Origin of the sequence: Jiangella asiatica, from assembly GCF_004349065.1 — a bacterium.
GTDB lineage: Bacteria > Actinomycetota > Actinomycetes > Jiangellales > Jiangellaceae > Jiangella > Jiangella asiatica.
The window spans coordinates 71,369-91,124 of the sequence record NZ_SMKZ01000017.1; the positions used below are offsets into that span (position 1 = coordinate 71,369).

Consider the following 19,756-nt stretch of genomic DNA (forward strand, 5'->3'; position numbering starts at 1 on the left):
CGCGCCCGGACATGAGAGCCATGGCCGGGCGTCTCGGTCAGACAGCGGGGGGCGTCCACCCTTCCGGCGGTGTCAGCACGCCCCGCTCGACCAACATCCGGATCGTTGCGGCGCGGGTGCGCTCCTCGCGCTGGAGCCAGCCCTCGGCGGGCGGCGCGTCGAGATATTGGTTCTTCGGGTAGATGGGCTGGTCGTAGATCGCCCGGTACTGCTCGGTGCGCAGGTCCTTGAACTGGTTGTAGAGGCCGTTCGCTACTCGCGCGCGTCGCAGCGCCTCGATGTCGACGGTCGTGGTCACGAACGAGTCCCCGGTGGTCCATCCCTGCTGACGGGTCAGGATCTGCCCCCGGGGGCCGACGATCATCGAGTTGCCGCCGAACAGATCCTGCACGCCGCCGTCGTCGCGATGCTCCGGACCGAGGTTGGGTGCGACGACGTAAGCCGAGTTGAACATCGCGTGGGCGCGGTTCTGCAGCTCCCACATGCCGTTCTGCACCGAGGGCTCGATCAGTGTCGGACGGATGACGATCTCCGCGCCGTTCATGGCGAGCCCGCGGACGACCTCCGGATAGACGCCTTCGTGGCAGATGGCGATGCCGATGTTGCCGATCTCGGTACGCGCGACGGGAAAGATCGCATCCATGACGTTCCCGTCGCCCTTCTTGGCGATGAACTCGTCCCACACGTCGTGCGGGTTCATGTTGCCGAGCATCCCGCCTTCGTAGGCGTCACTCGTGGCCTTGTACCGCTTGTAGACGATCTCGCCCGACGGATCGATGACGAACGCGACGTTGAAGTAGCGGTCCGGGAAGTCGGGGTCGGCGACCATGTACAACTCGGCCGCGATGTACGTGTCGAGCTGGACCGCCTTTTTCGCCAGTTCGTCGGTCTCCGGGCCGGGGATCGTCATCGCGAAATGCTTCTCCTGCGCCCGGTTGCCAGGAGTGTTGGCGATCAGGCCCTGGATCGCCATTTCGGGGATGACCACGAGACGGACCGGAGCGCCCTCCCAGGCACCCACCATGACAGCGGTATCGATGAAGTCGTTGATTCTCTGCACGTTGCGGAGGGCGTCGCCAGGCTGCTTGACGGTGAACGTCCGCGGGGACACGGCGACGACGGCATACGGGTCGATCACGGGACTTCTCCTTCGTTCGAGGACTGTTCGGAACGGCCGTCAGAACGGCCGGCTGGGGTCGTAGAACTCGGCCGCGTTCTCCGGGACGGCCAGGAAGGTATCGATCCACATCTCCCCGTCCGGGCACACGGAGTCCTGGGACTCGCCTTGGGCGGCGGCGACGGCGGTCTCGACGGCGACCTGACCCTGCCGGTACGGCTCGTTGGAAGCGTCGGCCTGCACCGGGCCGTTCGGGTTGTCGATCAGCTCCTTGACGACGGACATCTGGCCGTCATAGGTGCCGATGATCACTTGATCGAGGATTCCGGCGTCGCTCAGCCCCTGCTTGATCCCAGGGAGCATGACGTCGCTGAGGCTCAGCACGACCTGGAGATCAGGGTTCGCGGTGGCGATGTCGCGCACGGGCGCCAGCGCGCGGTCCGGCAACCACTCGCCGTAGCGGATCGGCAACCACTCGATGTCGCCGCCATAGCTCTCGAACCCCTCGACGACCCCTTCGTTGCGCAGGTCGGTGACGGTCTCGCCCGAGTAGCCGCCGATCACCACGGCTTTGACCTTCGCGCCGCCGAACCGCTCGTCCGCGACCTTCGCAATGGCTTCCCCGAGCCCTTGGGCGACCGCCGGCTGGTCCTCGGCGACGTAGCAGAACTGCTGCGACGCGAGTTCGTCGGACAGGTTGGAGTTGACGACCACGAGCGGGACGTCCGCCTGAGTCACGGCAGACACCGCCGGCGCCACGCCAGTGGGGTCCTGCGGGTTCATGATGACGACGTCGGCTCCCTGTGTGAGCAGGGTCTGGACGTCGGAGTTCTGCTTGACCGTGTCGCCGCCGGCGTCGGTGACGATGACCTCGGCGCCGAGTTCCTGCGCCTTGTCCTCCGCACCCTGCAGCAGGGTGGCCCACCAGTCGCTTCCGGCCAGCCGGCGCTGGGAGAAGCCGATGGTGATCGACGCGTCACCGCTCGCTCCGTCGCCACCTGATCCGCCGCTCCGGACACCGGAGCACGCGGTTAGCGCGAGCCCGGTCGTCAGCACGACGGCAACCGTTCGCGTCTTTGCGAGCTTGCTCATGATCGGTCCTTTCCCGTGGTCGAGCGAAGGTGTGGTCCGGCGGTCTCGTACGTGCCGAGTCCGTCGGCCGACGGATGGTTGCGTGAGGCTGCGGGCACGACGCATCGCGGGTGTCGGGTCGTCGCGGTGGCATCAGTGGCCGGTTCGTCGCGGCGTGGTCTGCTGGGCGGCAGCGTCGGACGGAGTCGGCGCATCGTCGTTCGCGGCGGTGAGGCCCGAGCCCATGAGACCCGAGCGCTCTCCGGCCGGCGGCCGGCGCAGGAAGCCAGCCGCGCCCTGCCGGAGGCGCTGGATGCCATTGCCCGACGTGAGGAACACCGCGAGCAGGATTACCAGGCCCCGGATCACCAACTGCGGCTCGGACTGAATGCCCACGAGGTTCATGATGTTGCCGATCATTCCGATGATCAGCGCGCCCAAGACGGTCGAGATCGGGTCGCCGGTACCGCCGAACAACGAGGTGCCGCCGACGACGGCCGCGGCGATGGAGTCCAGCTCGTAGCCCTGACCGACCAGCGAAGAACCCTGCGACAGCCTGCCCGCCAGCATGAGGCCGGCGAGGCCGGCGAGGAATCCCGATGTGACGTAGGCCAGCACGGTATCCCGATTGACCGGCAGACCGGACAGACGGGCCGCCTCGGGATTGCCACCCAGGGCGTAGAGGCGCCGCCCGATCGGGCTGAACTTCATCGCAAACGCGGCGGCGAGTGTGACGACGAGAGCGATGAGCACGACGTTGGGGAGCGCGCCGGTGCGGCCGCCGAAAAGCTGCATGAACTGCTGGTTGCTGATCACGATGAGTGTGCCGACCTGGACGATGAAGGCCACACCTCGTGCGATCGACATCATGGCCAACGTCGCGACGAACGGGGTGATGCGCGCGTACACGACCATGACGCCATTGACCAGGCCGGCCAGGGCGCACGACAGCAAGGCGACGACGATGGTCGCGACGACGCCGACGCCCTGCCGAAGGAGGACGGCCGCGATGACGGTCGACAGCGCCGCGATCGATCCGACCGACAGATCGATGCCACGGGTCACGATGACGATGAACTGCGCGACGCCGAGCACGGCGACTACCGCCGCGGCTACGGCGATGTTCTCGAGGTTGCGCGCGGTGAGGAAGTACGGCGAGGCCAGGGTGCCGACCACGCCGACGGCCAGGAACACCAGCAAGAGGTAGGCCTGCGGGCCCGGCCGAGGGATGAACCTGCGCCGCGGCCGGGCTGTGGGGGAGGGCGCGGTCGGTGTATTGAGGGTCTTGGACATCATCGTCTCCGGAAGGTGGTCGGCTCAGCGCAGGTGCGCCAGGAAGCCGTCGTGGTCAGCCTGGATCTGGTCGTGGTCCATTTCGGCAACGATGCGTCCGTTGGACAGGACGAGCACGCGGTCGCACAGCGCGGCCTCGGACACTTCGGACGTCACGACCACAGCTGCTCCGCCGCCACGCAGATGCCGCCGGATCAGCCGGTAGATCTCCTCTTTGGCGGCGACGTCGACGCCGCGGGTCGGTTCGGCGAGCAGGAGCACACGGCTGTCCCTTGTGAGCCATCTGGCCAGCAGCACCTTCTGCTGATTTCCTCCGCTCATGGTGCGCACGCGCTGGTCGACCGAACTGCACTTGATCTGGAGTTCTTCGACGAAGCGCCGGGCGTGTGCCGCTTCACGGCGCCCCTGCAGCATCGAGAAGCTGGTGAACCGGTCGATGGACGCGAGTGTCATGTTCTTCATGGCGCTCATGTCCAGGACGAGGCCCTGCGTCTTGCGGTCCTCCGGGATCAGCCCGATGCCGTGCGCGATGGACTTGCGCGGCTTGTTCGGCGGGACGGTACGACCGGCCACGATCGTCCTGCCGGACGTCACCGGCCGGATGCCGAAGATGCACTCGGCGAGCTCGTTCTGGCCGGCACCGAGCAGACCGGTCACCCCCAGGACCTCGCCGCGACGCACCTGGAAGCTGCACGGCTGGAGCCGCGCACCGTCGGTGACCCCGTCGACCTCGAGCACGACGTCCTGCTGGGCGACGCCGCCGAGTTTGCCTTCCGCGCCCTCGGCCGCCGCGGCGGCAAGCGAGTTCTCGTACCGGTCTCCGACCATCGCCCGGACGATCTCGTGGTGTGGCGGCGGCCGGTCGAAGCGCGTCACCTTGCGGCCGTCACGCAGCACCTCGACGCTGTCGCAGACGCCCGTGACCTCGTCGAGGCGGTGCGAGATGAAGATCAGGCCGACCCCATCGCGGGCCAGATCCCGCATCAGCGAGAGCAGGGCCTCGACATCTCGCGGCGGCAGCGTCGTGGTCGGCTCGTCGAGCAGGAGCATCGCCGGTTCGCTCTTGAGCGCCTTGGCGATCTCGACCAACTGCTGCTTGGCGATCGAGAGGTCGGCCACCCGTGTGTGCACGTCCACGTCGGCGCCGAGACGGCCGAGCAGCCGGCGGGCAACCGTCTCCAGCCCCCGTCTCCGAACGACCATGCCTCGCCTGCGGAAATCGTCGAGAAAGATGTTGTCGAGGACGGTCATCTGCGGCACCAGGCTCAGTTCCTGGTAGATCGTGCAGATGCCCGCCTGGCGCGCGGCGTGAGGTGTCGCGAGCCCCTGCACCTCGCCGCCGACGGCGATGCCGCCGCCATCGGGTTGCTCGGCACCGGAGAGGATCTTCACCAACGTCGACTTGCCCGCGCCGTTCGCTCCGCACAAGCCGACGACTTCGCCCTCAGCCACCCTCAGATCCACCCCGCGCAGGGCCTGCACGCCGGGATAGGACTTGTGGATCCCGGTCACCTCGAGCGCCGAGTTCGCCATGCCCGTCGACCTCCTGCCGAGCCACATCGCTCGTCGGTCCTGATTGGTAGCGCTATCAACGTGCCACACCGAGCACCTGTCCTGCAAGACCCCGAATGGCCTCCAGTTCGGGTTCGTGCATAGCGTCGACTCATGAATGGAGTGCCCGTTGAGCGGTTGACCAGCGTCGATGAGAGTTCGAGAGAGCCCGGTGGATGGCTAGGATCAGTCGGGCAGGGCAACTTGCATGAGCGTCGAGACACTTGGTAGCGCTAACAGGATGTCGGTGGGAAGCGCATGTCGTGGGATTCGGTGCGACAGCCGAGGCTGCCACCGCGTCCGGCGGGCGGCTACGAACGCCGTAGGCGCTTCCGTCGTGGCCGGCTCGACCAGCGTCGATGACTGCTTGAACGTGTCCGACTGTGAGCGACGATGTCCGGCCACCTACGGCCATGGTTTGGCGAGTACGTGTCCGAGTCCGCCCGTCGGCCCTTATTCGCTTGCATGGCAGCAGGTCAGAGCGAGTCCGCCTACTGACGGCAAACCGCTCTCTCAAGGCGGTAGCGCAGGTTCGAATCCCGTCGGGGCCACCAGTGGTAGATCGCCTCTCACCTGCTATAACGCGGGCGAGGGGCGATCTTGTTCTGTCCGGTTGTCAACGGCTCTGAATGGCTCGCTACGGGTATCTGTGCCATATGCGTGCCCAAGATTCTTTCCGCTCTGGGAGCCGGCCCAACGCTTGCTCGATCTTCGCCCGGTGTCGGTCTGCGTCGCCGTCGATGCACTTGGCGTAGATGGTGTGACCAGGCCGCTGGTCTCGGTGCCGGACGGGTCGGCGCCGGCGAGGAAGACGTTTGCGTAGTCGCGGGGGCTCAGCCCGGAGGCGGTGTCCCAGGTGAACAGGGCCTCGGCGACCGCTTGGGCGTACACCAGCGGCTGGTTGGTGTTCGGCAGCGCCGGCAGGTCTTGCCCACTGCCCCTGATCTCAAGGTCGGGCGTGGCGCTCGGTTCGGGCGTGGTGGTCTGTGCCGTGTTGGGGACCTACTCGAGCGTCAGAGCTGGGTCGGTCTCCTCCGGAGCGCCGGCCAGTCCGTACAGGGCGGCGAGGACGACGGCCACAACCGCGACGGCGACGGTGGCTACGACGGCCGTCCGGCGCCGGGCGGAGAGAGTGGATCGCGAGCTGGTGAGATTCACCGGGCGTAGGCATCCGGAGTGTGTAGCCGGTTCCACGGCAGTTCCACGCACGGTCATGGTCTTGCCGTCTTGCGGTCGGCACGATCGGAGCACGGCTCACGAGACCGAGCGTGCGTGGCGGCTCGTCGGGCTTGACCGGACAACGGAAACGGTGAGGTACCAGATGTTGCGTCGTGACACTGAGTACGTGCTGGTCTGGAACGCGCGGGGCCATTGCTGGCTTGCGCGGCCGGTGAAGCATGAGGGCGACGTCCTGGTGCCGATCGGGAGCGCAGTGACGGCGGTCGAACTGCCGGTGTGGACTGGCCGGCCAGGTGACTCGGGGGCGGAGGAGTGAGCACCGGCGTCGTGCCGCGGCGCTACGCGCTGCGCCGGCATCGCGACCCGCCAGCGGTGCCCGGCGCCGGATCGTGGCGCACGGACCTAGTACCCGAGTGGTTCGGCGATGTTGGCGTGGTGCAGCGAGCAGCGCGCGAAGCGCGCCCGAAGCCCTGGTGATCAACGACAACGAGCAGAAGGACACACGACGATGAGCGACCACGACCTCATGAACGAATCTGCTGAGGCGCTACTACAGCCCTATGGGATGCGGTTCCTGCAGGCACCTCGTCGGGCGGCCCAGGGGCGTCCGGATGGTGTTCACTACAGCTCCGAGCTGCAGCTGACTGTCGGCGCGGACGGGAACCCCTGGAAGACCGACGCGATGGCCTCCGAGACGTCGACGAACAATGACGGTAATCAGTCCGGCGAAGACACCAATACCGATCCATGGTGAGCGGCAGGATGCCGGACCAGACGGCGGTGATGGTGATGACCACCGAGTCCGATACAACCGCCGATCTGGTGGTGGAGGAGTTGAACGAGCGGAGCGTGCCGGTGTTCCGGTTCGACACCGCGCACTTTCCGACCGACGTAACGCTGACGGCGCAGCTCGAGGACGGTTGGCGCGGCTCAGTGCGGTTTGGGGAGCGGGAGATCGAGCTGGCCCGAGCGGGCTCCGCGTACTACCGGCGGCCGAGTGAGTTCGTGATGCAGGGGTCTATGAGTGGGGCTGCGCGGCGGTTCGCTGCAGCTCAGTCTCGGGCCGGCTTGTTAGGTGTGCTGGTGTCGCTGGACTGTCTGTGGGTGAACCATCCGGGCCGAAACGGGGACGCGAGCTACAAGCCGTGGCAGCTTACCGTCGCGGAGCAGGTCGGGCTGCGTCCGCCGCGAACGCTCATCACGAATGGCCCAGAAGCGGCGCGACGGTTCGTCAAGGAGATCGATGGACCGGTGATCTACAAGACGCTGGCTGGCGGCGTGGTCGACGACGATGGTGTGCCGAAGGGGATGCCCACCAGCATCGTGGATCCGGATGGGTTGGACGACTCGATCGCGCTGTGCGCGCACCAGTTCCAGGAATGGGTCGACAAGCACCACGAGGTGCGTCTCACCGTCGTGGGAGATGAGTTCTTCGCGGCCGAGATCCACGCCGGCAACGACGCGGCACACGTGGACTGGCGCAACGACTACGCAGCCCTCACCTACGAGATCGTCGACGTGCCCGACGATGTCCGGCGTGGTGTGGTGGAGTTGATGTGTCGCTTCGGCCTGGTGTTCGGAGCGTTGGACTTCGTCGTGACGCCGGCGGGAGAGTGGCGGTTCCTGGAGATCAATCCCAATGGCCAATGGGGTTGGATCCAGACGGTCACCGGCCTGCCGATCTCGACGGCCCTGGCCGGTCTGTTGCAGGGAGGATCGACGACGTGACCACCGAGACGCCGCTGGGTGTGGACGAGGAACGAGCCCAGCAGTTGCGGGACCGACTGGTCGACCAGCTCGCGACGAACGGAGACTTGAAGACACTGGGTTGGTCCGACGCGGTCCGGCGGGTGCCGAGACATGTGTTCCTTCCGCGGTTCTACGCCTGGCAGGACAGCGATCGTGGTCCGACGGCGTGGGTGCCCTTCACCCGCGAGACCGCAGGAGATGACGCGTGGCTGACGAAAGTGTACGAGAACACGACCTGGACCACGCAGTTGGACGGTAACGACGACTCGTGGGACCGGGAAGGGCCGCAGATCGGGAGCCCGACCAGCTCGTCGACTCTGCCGGGGCTGTTGGTGATGATGCTCGAACACCTTGACGTCGCCGACGGCGACCGGCTGCTACTGGTGGGCACCGGGACTGGATACTCCACCGCTCTCGCCTCCGAGCGTCTCGGCTGCGGTCAGGTCGTCAGCGTCGACGTCGACCCGGGCCTCGCTCATCGAGCCCGCGACCGTCTCCGACAGGCCGGATACACGCCCGCTGTCGTCGCAGGGGACGGCCTCGAAGGGTATGAGGCAGGCGCACCGTATGACCGGGTCATCGCCTTCTGCTCGCCCACCTCGGTCCCAGCGGCCTGGCTTGCCCAGGCACGGCCGGGCGCTGTCGTCGTCACCGCCCTCACTGGCGCGCTCGGTGCCTACGGCCTGGTCAGACTCGTCGTCAACGACGACGGCGGCGCGTCCGGGAGGGTGCTGCCGGAGGCTGCGTCCTTCATGCTGGCCCGCAGCCAGGCCAACCCGCAGCCCATCGGCATCAAGGAGCGCATGGGTCCCAGTCACCGCGCCCCGCACCCGGTGCGGCTCACGCCAGGGATCCTCGACGACAACGCCTTCCGGTTCACCGCCCAGTGCGCGCTCCCGCACGTCATGCACTTCACCGCTACGGAGGGCGGTGTCTCCTACACGTACCTCGCCCATCACGCCGACGGCAGCTGGGCGCGGATGCATTGCGATGGCGGCGACTGGCTCGTCGAACAAGGCGGCGACCGAGCCCTCTGGGACGAACTCGCAGCTGTCCACGACACCTGGCGCGATGACGGGAATCCCGAGCCACACGCGTACGATCTCGAGGTCGGCGTGGGTGGTGCTCAGCATCTTTGCTTACGAGGCACAGCTCGACAGTTCCAGCTGGCGGCCAGCCCGTCGTAGACCCGGGTAAGGCGCGCACGGTCATCCAGACAGAACCACGATGATCTGTGCGAGCATGACGTCGCGCTAGGCTGGGGCGAGTCGCCTCGACGAAGGATCCGGGTGCATGGACACCGTTCGCAATTGGACGGGGGCACAGACCACGGCGCTGCGTGGTGCATTGCGCATGAGCGTCCGTGATTTCGCAGCGCACCTCGGGGTCGCGATCCGCACGGTCAGCAAGTGGGAGGCGCGCGGGTCTACCATCACGCTGCAGCCGGACAGCCAAGCGATGCTTGACGTCGTCTTGAACCGGGCGTCAGACGACCAGAAGACCAGATTCCGCCAACTAGTCGAAGCCGAACACGGGACATCACGCGTCGAGGAACTGTCGGCGGCCGTCATGAGATCAGGCGTGCTCGTCCCATTGGTCGTCGATGGCAGAACCATGTTGACCCCGATCTCCGTCGATCCTGCTGATGGCCGAGCGGTCCTCGACCTTTCTGCAAGTGTCGCCCATGCACAGGCCGACCTACCCGCTGTTGCCGCGGACACCGAGCACCTCAGGGAGGACGTCACCGGGAGAGACGACATGGAGATCGCGCGACGACGAGCGTTGGGTGTACTCGCCACCGGGCTTGCGGCCACCGCGTGGGGCGACACTCAGCAGCGGACCGACGGGCGGCATCGGCGGTACCTGCGGCCTGATCTTGTTGACCGCGTTCGGCTGGCCGTCATGGACTACGACCACGTAGCCGAATCGGAGGCCGTGCCGTTGACCGAACGCCAGGCCGCCGTGCGCCACGCTGAGCTGGAGTACCAGGCCGCGAACTACGCGGCCGTTGCACGAATGCTCCCAAGCCTCATCAAGACCGCCGGCACGGTCGGTGACGCATCACGAAGCGTGCAGGAGAGCCGCAGCTCGTCATACGCGGTCGCAGCCAAGTTGTTGACGAAGGTCGGCGAGGCCGAGCTTGCCTGGGTATGCGCCGACCGCGCCGCGACAGCGGCGATGATCGCGGATTCCACCGGGGCCAAGAGTGCAGCGGCCTACCAGCTCGTGGGCGCCATGCTCGCAGCAGGGGAGAACCCGTCCGCCGAGCGGCTGGCCGTCCAGACCGCTGAACAATTGACGAGGTCGCGTAGGACACTCCACGAGCCAGTGCTGCTTTCCCGCACTGGCGCTCTGTGGTTGATCTCAGCTGTCATCGCAGCGCGCCGCGGAGACCAAGCGGAAGCGAACCAGCGGCTTGCTCAGGCTGAGGGCCTCGGTGAACGCCTCGGCCGGAACGCCAACCACGGATGGACGGCTTTCGGGCCGACCAATGTCATCATTCACCGGCTGTCTGCTGCAACGGAGATTGGCGATCCGAAGGCGGTGTTGAGGCTCGCCGGCTTGATCGACACCGAGACCCTGCCCATCGGTCTTCGCGGAAGACGAGCTCAGGTTCACGTGAACCTGGCGTGGGCACACGCACAACTGCGCGACGACGCCGCTGCCGTTGGGCAGTTGCAGGCGCTCGAGCGGACTGCACCGGAGATGCTCTGTTTCGACGGCGTCACCGAGGACGTGATCCGTGACTTGCTGCGCCGAGATCGCCACATCCGCACTCCCGCTCTCCGCCAGATCGCTCAATTGGCCGGGATAACGTGACCGACGTCAGCCCAGTGCTCTATCTGGTGGTCACGGGCGCCCCATTGACCCGGCATGTCCACCATGCAGTTGAGTCGGGACGCGCCCAGGGTTGGCGGGTGGCTGTGGTCGCTACCGATGCTGCATTGGCATGGATGGATCACGATGAACTCGAACGCCTCGACGTGCCGGTGCTCAACGAGCACCGGCAGCCGGATACGGCCAAACGGCTGCCACGGCCCGACGCCGTCGTCCTCGCGCCCGGAACGTTCAACACGATCAACAAGCTTGCCGCCGGAATCGCCGACACATACGCGCTGAGTGTGCTGTGCGAATCGCTCGGTGCGCGACGACACATGGTGATCGTGCCGTTCGTCAGTCAGTCTCTGGCCGGTCATCCGGCCTGGACACGGTCACTCGCGACGCTTCGGCGGGCGGGCGCGTTTCTCGTGGACCCTCGAAGCGGACGACTCGGCTTCGAGGAGGCGCTGGAGTCCGGTACTGGGGACGCAGTGGCTGATGCGTTCCGCTGGGATTGGGCACTGGCACCCATCCGCTTCGAGGCCCGGTACACCTAGGGCGCTGATCCTCGGGGTCTGATCGCGGCGCTTCCCAGGCGGATCAAGCTCGGTGGTCGTCCTCTTGTGCGGGTAGGTAGGCCTCGAGCGCGTTCATGATCAGTGCACTCATGGGAAGTCGTTGGGAGCTGGCGTACGTCTTCGCACGCTCCCATAGTGCTACGTCTTCTTCACGGACGTATATCTGCTGTCGAGGCACGACCACATGCTGTCATTGTGTGTAGAGATACTGCTGCGTATGTTGTAGCGTCGGCGATCTGGTCCGCGGGTCGTTGCAGATGCTGAGCTTGGCGAAGGATGTAGAACACGTGGTGAACAGTGAATCTGGGCGGGCCATCGTCACTTGTCAGGCGAGTCGTGATGACCTACTTGAGCGCATACTTCAGCCGCCTTGGGGCGGCCAGCCTGCGTCCACCTGAGCCAGCCTCCGGGGTCATTGGTCCCGGCGCTGTTGCTGCTCTCTGGTCTTGGGCCCGATTGCGTAGCTTCCTCGGCCGTGCCAGGTGACGATTAGCCCTCGTTCGCGCAGGTCCTCCAGCGCACGCAAGACCGTGCCGACCGCCACGCCGTGCTGCTCGGCGAGCTCACGCTGTCCCGGTAGCTTGCCGTCGGGAGGGATGGTGCCGTCGCTGATCTGAACGGCCAGCAGGTCAGCCAGCCGCGGCGAGACGTATCCGGGCCCTTCTGCGATCGGCTGTTCGTCCTCCACACAGTGAAATGTAGACAGCCCTGAAACTCCATTGATGCCTGCGAACTACTCGGCATTCAACCGTCGGTCATGGAGAACCGGCTGGCCCAAATCGTGGACGAGACCCCGCACCAGGCACCCCACGTTCTTCTCGCCGTCGCGCTCGGCGTTTTGGAGGGCTCCACCAGCCGCAACACCTGGCGCCAACCCGACAACACAGCGCGGCGCTACTTCATCCAACTTGCCGCGTGGGGCTACACCCTCTCCGACGTCGAGCAGCAGGTCGCAACAGCGTCCGACGACGCCGTAGCCGACGGCGGCATCGGCGACGCCACCGAGCCCTCGGCTGAGGAACAGCCACCGACGACAGACCACGCCATCAGCCTTGTCGACGAGAACTGACCACCTCGAGCGGAGCGATGGGCCAGGCTACGTTGTGGCCTGGACCATCGTGCACGGCCGCGATCGCGCGAATATGGCTCAGGACCGACCTGGCACGGGGTGAGAAGACTCGTCCCGTTATCGTGCCGACGTGACGATCGCGGTGCGGACGATGACGGCGTCTGACCTCGACTGGGTCGTCGATCTGGCCGCGACGCGTCGAGAACGCATCGCCGCATTCGCACCGAGATTCTGAAGACCTGCGCCGGACGCGGTGCCTGCACACCGGGCCTATCTGGCCGGACTGATCCAGTCCGCCGCGGTTGGGAGTATGCGCACCGATCATGGGTTCCTCGTCGGTCTTCCCGAACACGGCCACATCGTGGTCGACGACATGGTGCTCGACGACGACGGGCTGTGGGGGAGCGACGGTGAGACGCTGCTGCGACACGCGGCCCGCAGCGGTGTGTTGCGAGTCGTCTGCCCGGTGCCTGAGCCGGAGCGGAGACGCACCGTGGCCGGCCTCGGGTTGAGCGTGGCGGAGACCTGGTGGCACAAGGACCTGGACGGTGTTCACGCGCCGAGGGAGCGAGGCGGCGCGGGAGAGCGTCTGGACGTCGACTCTGCCGAGGCAATCCTGGTGTGCGCGCCGCCGGTCTACGCGCCGGGCGGACCCGTCGTGATGGTTCGGTCCGCGCCGTCGACCTCGGCTCTTCGCGCCGTCGAGCAGGAGGCCACCCGCCGGGGATGCGTTGTTGCCGTGGCCAGCGCGAAACCAGGCATCGGTCCGCCGCCGGACATGCTCGAGGCGTCGGGGTACACGATGACGACGGAGTTCTTCGAGGGATCGGCCCGGCTCTGAGTCGGGCCAAACATCGATGTGGTGCGCTGATCGGCATCCTCCGACGGCGATGTCGCGGGGCGACCGTCGAACACGCTCCGACAGGCATGCCCGCGACGCATGGCGCCGACGGCGCGCTGATCCACTCGCTCTGGTCACCCACCTTCGGAACCCGCGCGCAGGTCATTCAGAGCCCGCGACGCTCAACCGCGCTGATCCCCGCCGACGAGGAGGTGGAGCACGGCACACGTCTTGCACTTGTCGGACCCGGCGTGCGGCCGCGCCCACCTGACCCGCGAGCCGAGGAGACCGGGGGAGTGGGCGCGGGTGACGGTGTCGATGCGGGTGCTGACCGCGGGCGAGGGTTACCGCTACCTGCTCAAGTCCGTCGTCGCCGGCGATGGGGACCGGGACCTGGCCACGCCGCTGACCTGGTACTACCAGGAGAAGGGCACGCGTCCGGGTTCCTGGCTCGGCAGCGGCGTGGCCGGCTTCGGCGCTGGGGCGATCGGCGTTGGTGATGTGGTGACCGAAGACCAGCTGCGGATGCTGCTTGGGCAGGGACGAGACCCGGTCACCGGTGAGGCGCTGGGCCGGGCGTACTTCCAGTTCAAAAGCGCCGCCGAGCGCCTCGCGTCCAGACTCGGCCAGCTGCCCCTGGACCTCGACAGTGCGGAGCGCGCGGAAGCGGTTCGGCGGATCGAGGCCGAGGAGGCGCGCGGCCGCGCCCGCGCATGGTGGCTGGCTATGACTACACGTTTTCGGTGCCGAAGTCGGTCTCGGTGCTGTGGGCGCTGGGGGACGCACCGGTGCAAGCGGTGATCGTGCGTGCGCACCACCAGGCGGTTGCCGACGTGATGGCGGTGCTGGAGCGTGACGTTGCAATGACGCGCACCGGACCGGGTGGTGTTGCACAGGTCGAGACGCGTGGTGTTGTGGCCACGGCGTTCGAAGACAGTCTCAACCAGGAGCTTCACATCGATCATGGTCGATCTTGATCATGCCGGCAGACTGCACCGGCCGACGACACGCCCGGCCACCATCGAAAGTGCGCCAGAGCCGTTTTCCGGACAGTTCCACTTATTTCAGGATTCCGGCGGTTAGGCCGGCCTGCACCTGCCTCTGGAACAAGATGTAGACGATCAGCACCGGCATGAGCGCGATGACGAGGCCGGCGAACAGAGCCGTCCAGTCGGCCCGAAAGCCGGTGGTGGCCGCCAGCGTGCCCAGGCCCTGGGCCAGCACCCGCTTGTCGTCGTCCTGCATGATGACCAGCGGCAGCACGTACTGGTTCCAGTGCCCCAGGAGGTTGAACAGCGCCAAGCTGATGATGCCGGGTTTGGCCATTGGCAGCATGACGCGGAAGAACAGCGAGAAGTGCGAGCAGCCGTCCACGATGCCGGCCTCGGCGACCGACGTCGGCAGCGTTCGGAAGAACGCGGCCAGGAAGAACACCGTGAACGGCATCGAGAACGCCACGTACACCAGCGCGAGGCTGAGGTAGCTGTTCAGGCCGAGTAGGCCGCCGATGACCGGGAGCGAGCCGGTGTTTCGGACCACGAAAAACATCGGCACCAGGGCGAGGAAGACGGGCAGGACCAGCCCGCCGAGGAAGCTGTAATAGACCAGACGGTTGCCCGGAAAGTCGTAGCGGGCCAGCACGTAGGCCCCCATGGCGCCGAACAGCATGGTCATGGTCAGTGACATCGTCACGACGATGACGCTGTTCATGAAGTACTGCCCGATGTTGGCGGCGTTCCAGGCGCGCGCGAAGTTGTCCCCTTCCAGGCCGTCGGGGAAGCCCATCGGATCGGTGCGGAACTCGCCGTTGGTCTTGAACGACGACAGGATCGCCCACACCAGCGGCAGGGTCGTGATGAGGCCCCAGAACAGCAGGAAGCCGCCGTTGAGCAGGCCGATGGCACGCCCGGCGCCCAACCCCGGCTGGCGGATCCGTGGTCTGAGGGGGCTCGGATCGGCCGACGTGCCCGGTGTCCCGGTTTCGGTGGTCGTCATGCCAGTTCCACCTTCTCCCGGCGCAGGATGCGCATGAAGAGCAGCACGATGGTCATGGTCAGTACGAGCATGAGCACCCCGATGGCCGCGGCGTAGCCGAAGTCGCTCTGGGCGAAGGCCGCCCGGTAGATCGCCACGCCGAGGACGTCGCCGGACCCTTGCACGCCGCCGTTGACGCCGAGCATGATGTGCACGATGGCGAAGCCGTCCATGGCCTGGATCGCCATGTAGACCCAGCCGACCTGCACGGTGTCCCACACCAGCGGCAGCGTCACCTTGCGGAACGTGGTCAGCCGACTCGACCCGTCGAGCAGCGCCGCCTCGTAGATGTCGAGCGGGATGGACTGCATCGCCGCGGAGAACAGCACCACGTAGAAGCCGACGAACGCCCACGTCATCACCAGGACGACGATCCAGATCAGATACTTCGGCTCGGCCAGCCACAGCTGGGTCAGCCCGCCGAGCCCGATGGCCTCGAGGACGTTGTTCAGAATGCCGCCGGCGTTGCTCGGCGCGAACACGTACGCGAAGACGATGGCGACGATCGCGTGCGGCAGCACCTGCGGGAAGAAGTAGACCACCTTGTAGATCGACGAGCCGCGCACGCCCGCGACCGCTGCCCCCCGGCTGCGCCCCCCGACGTTGAGCATCGAGGCGAAGAACAGGCCGAGCAGCAGCGTCAGGACGGGAACGACGACCAGCAGGATCAGGTTGTTGCGCAACGCCGTGCGCAGCTGGTCGTCGTTCCACATCTCCACGTAGTTGTCGAACCCGATGAACGTCTGGGTAGCGGTCAGCCCGCTCCAGTCGGTCATCGAGATGTGGATCGCCTGCACGTACGGCGACAACATGTACAGCGCATAGATCCCGACCGGTGGCAGCAGGAAGACCAGGATGAATGGATACTTGCCGTGCCGCAGCGCCGTCATGTCGCTATGCCTCGCGGGTCTGCTTCGTAATGGAGTCGTCGTTGCGGATCTCCGCCGCGGCCGCCTCGCACTGCTGAACCCACTCGTCCACGGTGATGTCCGCGCGCAGCAGCGTCGCGGTGGCCTGGTCGATCCCAGGACTCTCCATCGTGGGATACCAGGTCGAGTACAGCCAGTTGATGACGTTGTCGCCGGCGGCGGTCAGCGCCGCCTGCGCCGACGACAGGCCGGGAGCCTCGAACTCGACGCCCTCGTTCGCCTCGGCCACCGACGTCAGGCTGGTGACCGCCTCGGTGAAGCCGCGTGCGCCCTCCACTGAAAGCATCGCGCGCATGTACTCCATCGCCGCCCGCGGGTTGGCCGCGTCGGCCGGGATGATGTACGGCTCGCCGGCTGTGGCGCGGACCGTCTCCAGCGGCATCACCGAGTTCTCGGACAGCAGCGGCTCGGGCATCATCGTCATCTCGAACGTCGGGTTCTCCGCGATCGCGTCGGCTTCCTCGTTCTCCAGCCACGAACCCGACGGGCAGAACACCGCCTCACCCCTGGCCCACAGGCCCTGCGCGTCACGGAACTCCATACCCTCGACACCGGGCAGGAAGTAGTCGTTCTCGGCCAGGCTCCGGATCGCCGCGGCGGACTCCCGGATGGCCTCGTGGCCCCAGGCTCCCTCCTCGAGGTTGTCGACGGCGAGCAGGATCTCCGGCCCGGCCAACTTCGCGGCCATCACCAGCAGCGGCCAGTTCATATAACTCGGAGCGGTCACACCCTGATACACCCATGGCGCGATGCCGAACGCCTTGATGTCGGCGCAGACGTCCATCATCTCCTGCCAGGTGGTGGGCACTGGCCAGCCGTTCTCGTCCAGCAGCGTCTTGTTGTACCAGAGGCCGAAGACAGTGAACGCGTAGTTGAGCACCTGCGGCTTGCCATCACGCGTGCCGATCTCGATCGTGCCCGGGATCAGGATGTCGCGCACCGGCGTGTCAGGGTCGTCCCAGCTCGGCGCGTCGAACAACTCGGTCAGGTCGTACAGCTGCCCGTCGCTGGCCAGCTGACCTGTGTCCATCGCCCCGTCACCGGAGTTGTTGATGAAGTCCGGCGGGTCACCGGCGACGAACCGCGCCTGCAACTCCGCACCGATGTCGACCGCGGCGTTGTGATTGATCTGGACGTCCGGCCACTTCTCGCTGAAGATCGGCTGGTGAATCTCGGTGGCGTACTCGTCACCGAAGCCACCATCGAAGATGAAGATCTCCAACGGCTCACCGTCCGGCACACCAAACGGATTGTCTTCGGAGACCTCTCCCTGCGGTTCCTCCTCGGCTTCACCCTCGTCCTCGTCGGCACCTTCAGAGGTGGCACACGAGGCCAGAAAGACCCCACCCGGGCCCAACGCGACGCCGGCGACAGCCATGCGCTGCAAGAAGGTCCGGCGGTTGGTGGGCATACGTGGAATGGTGCGTTCGGTGCTGCTCGACATCAGGACTCCTCCGAACTGGGAGTTGAACGTTTTGACGTGCTGCAGGGCGATCCCCTAGCCGCCTCGCCGTATCCGGCCCGCGTAACGCTGCAAAAGGTTTTCGTTGTGAGAATCGCCCCCGGGCACATTCGCCGAGAGATAGACAGGCGGCGTCTCCCCGGCCTCGATCAGCCGGCGAACCATCTCTGCCGTCAGTAGCTGCGCGAGCAGGGCCGCGGTGATCGACGACACCGCTCCCGCGGCGCCGCCGCCGGGAAGCGGAAGCACCGCATCGCCGAACGGGCTGCCGTTGTCAAGGACGACATCGGCCATGTCCGTCAGCTTGAGTCCCGACGGATGCCGGGATTCGACCTGTGCGCTGTGCAGTCTGGACGTAATGGCGATCACGGCATGCCCGTTCTTCTTCGCCACCTCGGCTAGGCCCACCGTGCTGCCGTTGATGCCCGAGTTCGACGCGATCACGAACACATCAGCCGGATCCACGGGCGTGACGTCATACAAGCGCCGCCCGAGACTGGCGTCGCGCTCCAGATACGGGTCATCGAGCACCGAAAGGGGCTCACCGCCATACGTCACGAGGTCACGCAGCGCGATCTGGCTGGTCGGGATCAATCCCCCGGCGCGACCGGCGATCTCCATCGCCGTTGCCTGCGAATGCCCTGTCCCGAAAGCTTGGACGATACCGCCAGCCCGCAACGCCCTCGTCCCCATGTCCGCCGCCAGGCCGACGTTCTCCGCCTCATCGGCGGCGACCCGTTCGATCGTTTCCCGGACCACGTCCAAGTAGGCAACCGCGCTGACAGCGTGTACGTCGTTCACCGTTGTCCCCTCATTCGTCGCTCTTCCGCTACACATCGGCCGCGGACGGCAGGTGCGGCGCAACGACCGGCGCCGTCTCCTCTACTCCGTTCGCGCGACAGGCTCGGCGTGACTCGACAGGCAGATAGCTCGTCGCGGACCCGGCGTGAATCACTCTTGCCTGTCGCACATATGAATGATTCTCTATACAAGACCTACAAGTGTCAATTGTTCTCATGGGAGGTTCCTCTTGACCACTGAAGGCGGCCTCGTCATCGGCATCGACGCAGGCGGATCCCATACGCGCGCCTTGGTTGCCGGTACTGATGGGCAACGCGTTGGCGCGGCGTCGGCCGCAGGAGCCAACCCGGTAGTGCACGGCTGGGACCAAGCTCTGACCTCCGTTTCCGGCGCCCTGAGGGCGGCGCTGGTGGGAGTCGACCCGAACCGCGTGCGACTCCTCGTTCCCGCCATCGCCGGCATTGCCGCGAAGGACGCATCACGCCTGCAAGCAGACGTCCGGAGCCTCTGCCATGCGCTCGGGTTCGCCTGCCCGGTGTATCCGGTAAGCGATCTCGAGGCAGCGTTCGCAGGCGGAACCGCCAGCACGAACGGGGTCGTCGTGCTGTCCGGGACCGGAGCTGTAGCCGGCTTGATTCACGACGGACGGCTAGTTCGCCAGATCGACGGCTACGGATGGCTGGTGGGAGACGAGGGGTCCGGATTCTGGCTGGGCCGAGAGGCCGTCCGCGCGGCACTCGCCGCTCTGGACGGGCGTGGCTCGGCCACTGGCTTGGTGGCCGATGTGGCGGAAGCTCTCGATGTCACCCAAACGCCCGACGGCCTCGTCACCGAGGTCTACCAGCACCAGCCGATCCGGCTGGCCGAGCTGGCCCCGATCGTGACCAAAGCAGCGGCCGCCGGCGACGCTGTCGCCATCGACATCATCCGGTGCGCCGCCGACGCACTGCTCACCGCTGTGTCGGCACTCCACCCTCCCGGCCGAAGCCGAAGCCCCACCCGAATCGTCTTGGCCGGTGGTGTGCTCACCGGCCCAGGGCCGGTGGCGGACATCGTGATCGAGCGCTTGCGTGCGCAGTACGACCGGGCCCCGGTGCTCGGCACCGACGGCGCCGCCGGCGCAGCTTGGATCGGCCTCGGCCGCATACTCCAGCATCGGGCACCGAGCACGCATGCACGTCTGATCCAGTCGGCGGACTGAACCCAGCCTCGGCCAGGCGGCGAGCCGGTGACTCAGGCACCCATCGTGACTGATCAACGGC

20 protein-coding genes are annotated in these 19,756 nt (G+C 66.6%); 10 read left to right on the forward strand and 10 right to left on the reverse strand.

The window, feature by feature from the left end; translation table 11 throughout:
* Nucleotides 1-37: 37 nt before the first annotated feature.
* From E1269_RS13695 to E1269_RS32240, 5 genes are all read right to left on the reverse strand, one after another.
* Nucleotides 38-1,138, reverse strand: coding sequence for a nitrilase-related carbon-nitrogen hydrolase (locus tag E1269_RS13695; RefSeq protein ID WP_131895353.1), 1,101 nt, complete (start codon nt 1,136-1,138; stop codon nt 38-40).
* A 39-nt stretch (nt 1,139-1,177) separates the two neighbouring features.
* Nucleotides 1,178-2,209, reverse strand: a complete 1,032-nt coding sequence (locus E1269_RS13700; protein WP_131895355.1) for a substrate-binding domain-containing protein — start codon at nt 2,207-2,209, stop codon at nt 1,178-1,180.
* 132 nt (nt 2,210-2,341) lie between these two features.
* A complete protein-coding gene (locus E1269_RS13705) occupies nt 2,342-3,484 on the reverse strand; it encodes an ABC transporter permease (protein WP_338033573.1) in 1,143 nt (380 codons plus the stop codon).
* 21 nt (nt 3,485-3,505) lie between these two features.
* On the reverse strand, nt 3,506-5,014 hold the full coding sequence (locus E1269_RS13710) for a sugar ABC transporter ATP-binding protein (RefSeq protein ID WP_162606404.1): 1,509 nt from the start codon (nt 5,012-5,014) through the stop codon (nt 3,506-3,508).
* A gap of 1,020 nt (nt 5,015-6,034) precedes the next feature.
* Complete coding sequence (locus E1269_RS32240; protein ID WP_162606405.1) at nt 6,035-6,190, reverse strand: hypothetical protein; 156 nt, start codon at nt 6,188-6,190, stop codon at nt 6,035-6,037.
* Nucleotides 6,191-6,719: 529 nt separating this feature from the next.
* On the opposite strand from E1269_RS32240, the gene tgmA reads away from it, so the two are divergent.
* From tgmA to E1269_RS13735, 5 genes are all read left to right on the forward strand, one after another.
* Complete coding sequence (gene tgmA, locus E1269_RS13715) at nt 6,720-6,965, forward strand: putative ATP-grasp-modified RiPP (protein ID WP_131895361.1); 246 nt, start codon at nt 6,720-6,722, stop codon at nt 6,963-6,965.
* A gap of 8 nt (nt 6,966-6,973) precedes the next feature.
* Nucleotides 6,974-7,939 carry an ATP-grasp ribosomal peptide maturase gene (gene tgmB / locus E1269_RS13720; protein ID WP_203433516.1) on the forward strand — a complete coding sequence of 322 codons (966 nt, stop codon included), beginning with the start codon at nt 6,974-6,976 and terminating at the stop codon, nt 7,937-7,939.
* Nucleotides 7,936-9,147, forward strand: a complete 1,212-nt coding sequence (gene tgmC, locus E1269_RS13725; protein ID WP_162606406.1) for an ATP-grasp peptide maturase system methyltransferase — start codon at nt 7,936-7,938, stop codon at nt 9,145-9,147. Before tgmB ends, tgmC begins: the two co-directional genes overlap by 4 nt.
* Nucleotides 9,148-9,253: 106 nt before the next feature.
* Nucleotides 9,254-10,780 carry a helix-turn-helix domain-containing protein gene (locus E1269_RS13730; RefSeq protein ID WP_131895365.1) on the forward strand — a complete coding sequence of 509 codons (1,527 nt, stop codon included), beginning with the start codon at nt 9,254-9,256 and terminating at the stop codon, nt 10,778-10,780.
* On the forward strand, nt 10,777-11,337 hold the full coding sequence (locus E1269_RS13735) for a flavoprotein (RefSeq protein ID WP_162606407.1): 561 nt from the start codon (nt 10,777-10,779) through the stop codon (nt 11,335-11,337). The genes E1269_RS13730 and E1269_RS13735 overlap by 4 nt, the downstream gene beginning before the upstream one ends.
* Before the next feature lie 433 nt (nt 11,338-11,770).
* Here E1269_RS13735 and E1269_RS13740 read toward each other — a convergent pair whose 3' ends face one another.
* Nucleotides 11,771-12,046, reverse strand: a complete 276-nt coding sequence (locus tag E1269_RS13740) for a GntR family transcriptional regulator (RefSeq protein WP_131895369.1) — start codon at nt 12,044-12,046, stop codon at nt 11,771-11,773.
* Between the two features lie 69 nt (nt 12,047-12,115).
* Between E1269_RS13740 and E1269_RS13745 the strand changes: the two genes are divergently transcribed.
* The 4 genes from E1269_RS13745 to E1269_RS33810 all read left to right on the forward strand — a co-directional run bounded on the left by E1269_RS13745 (nt 12,116) and on the right by E1269_RS33810 (nt 14,245).
* Nucleotides 12,116-12,427, forward strand: coding sequence for a hypothetical protein (locus tag E1269_RS13745; RefSeq protein WP_131895371.1), 312 nt, complete (start codon nt 12,116-12,118; stop codon nt 12,425-12,427).
* 310 nt (nt 12,428-12,737) lie between these two features.
* On the forward strand, nt 12,738-13,268 hold the full coding sequence (locus E1269_RS13750; RefSeq protein WP_131895373.1) for a hypothetical protein: 531 nt from the start codon (nt 12,738-12,740) through the stop codon (nt 13,266-13,268).
* Nucleotides 13,269-13,574: 306 nt separating this feature from the next.
* On the forward strand, nt 13,575-14,069 hold the full coding sequence (locus E1269_RS13755) for a relaxase domain-containing protein (protein WP_203433518.1): 495 nt from the start codon (nt 13,575-13,577) through the stop codon (nt 14,067-14,069).
* On the forward strand, nt 13,982-14,245 hold the full coding sequence (locus E1269_RS33810; RefSeq protein ID WP_203433520.1) for a relaxase domain-containing protein: 264 nt from the start codon (nt 13,982-13,984) through the stop codon (nt 14,243-14,245). The genes E1269_RS13755 and E1269_RS33810 overlap by 88 nt, the downstream gene beginning before the upstream one ends.
* 82 nt (nt 14,246-14,327) lie before the next feature.
* Here E1269_RS33810 and E1269_RS13760 read toward each other — a convergent pair whose 3' ends face one another.
* Genes E1269_RS13760 through E1269_RS13775 form a run of 4 tightly spaced genes read right to left on the reverse strand, consistent with a single transcriptional unit; the run spans nt 14,328 to nt 18,494 of the window.
* The gene (locus E1269_RS13760; protein WP_131895374.1) at nt 14,328-15,263 is read right to left on the reverse strand and encodes a carbohydrate ABC transporter permease; all 936 of its coding nucleotides are present in this window, start codon (nt 15,261-15,263) and stop codon (nt 14,328-14,330) included.
* Nucleotides 15,260-16,183, reverse strand: a complete 924-nt coding sequence (locus E1269_RS13765; RefSeq protein ID WP_131895462.1) for a carbohydrate ABC transporter permease — start codon at nt 16,181-16,183, stop codon at nt 15,260-15,262. The genes E1269_RS13760 and E1269_RS13765 overlap by 4 nt, the downstream gene beginning before the upstream one ends.
* Nucleotides 16,184-16,196: 13 nt before the next feature.
* Entirely contained in the window at nt 16,197-17,675 is a 1,479-nt protein-coding gene (gene ngcE / locus E1269_RS13770) for an N-acetylglucosamine/diacetylchitobiose ABC transporter substrate-binding protein (protein ID WP_131895376.1), read from the reverse strand.
* Between the two features lie 54 nt (nt 17,676-17,729).
* A complete protein-coding gene (locus tag E1269_RS13775; protein ID WP_203433524.1) occupies nt 17,730-18,494 on the reverse strand; it encodes a sugar isomerase domain-containing protein in 765 nt (254 codons plus the stop codon).
* Between the two features lie 229 nt (nt 18,495-18,723).
* Here E1269_RS13775 and E1269_RS13780 point away from each other — a divergent pair, with 229 nt between their 5' ends.
* Nucleotides 18,724-19,695 (forward strand): N-acetylglucosamine kinase, encoded by a 972-nt coding sequence (locus E1269_RS13780; RefSeq protein ID WP_162606408.1) that lies wholly within the window; start codon nt 18,724-18,726, stop codon nt 19,693-19,695.
* Nucleotides 19,696-19,756 lie beyond the last annotated feature (61 nt).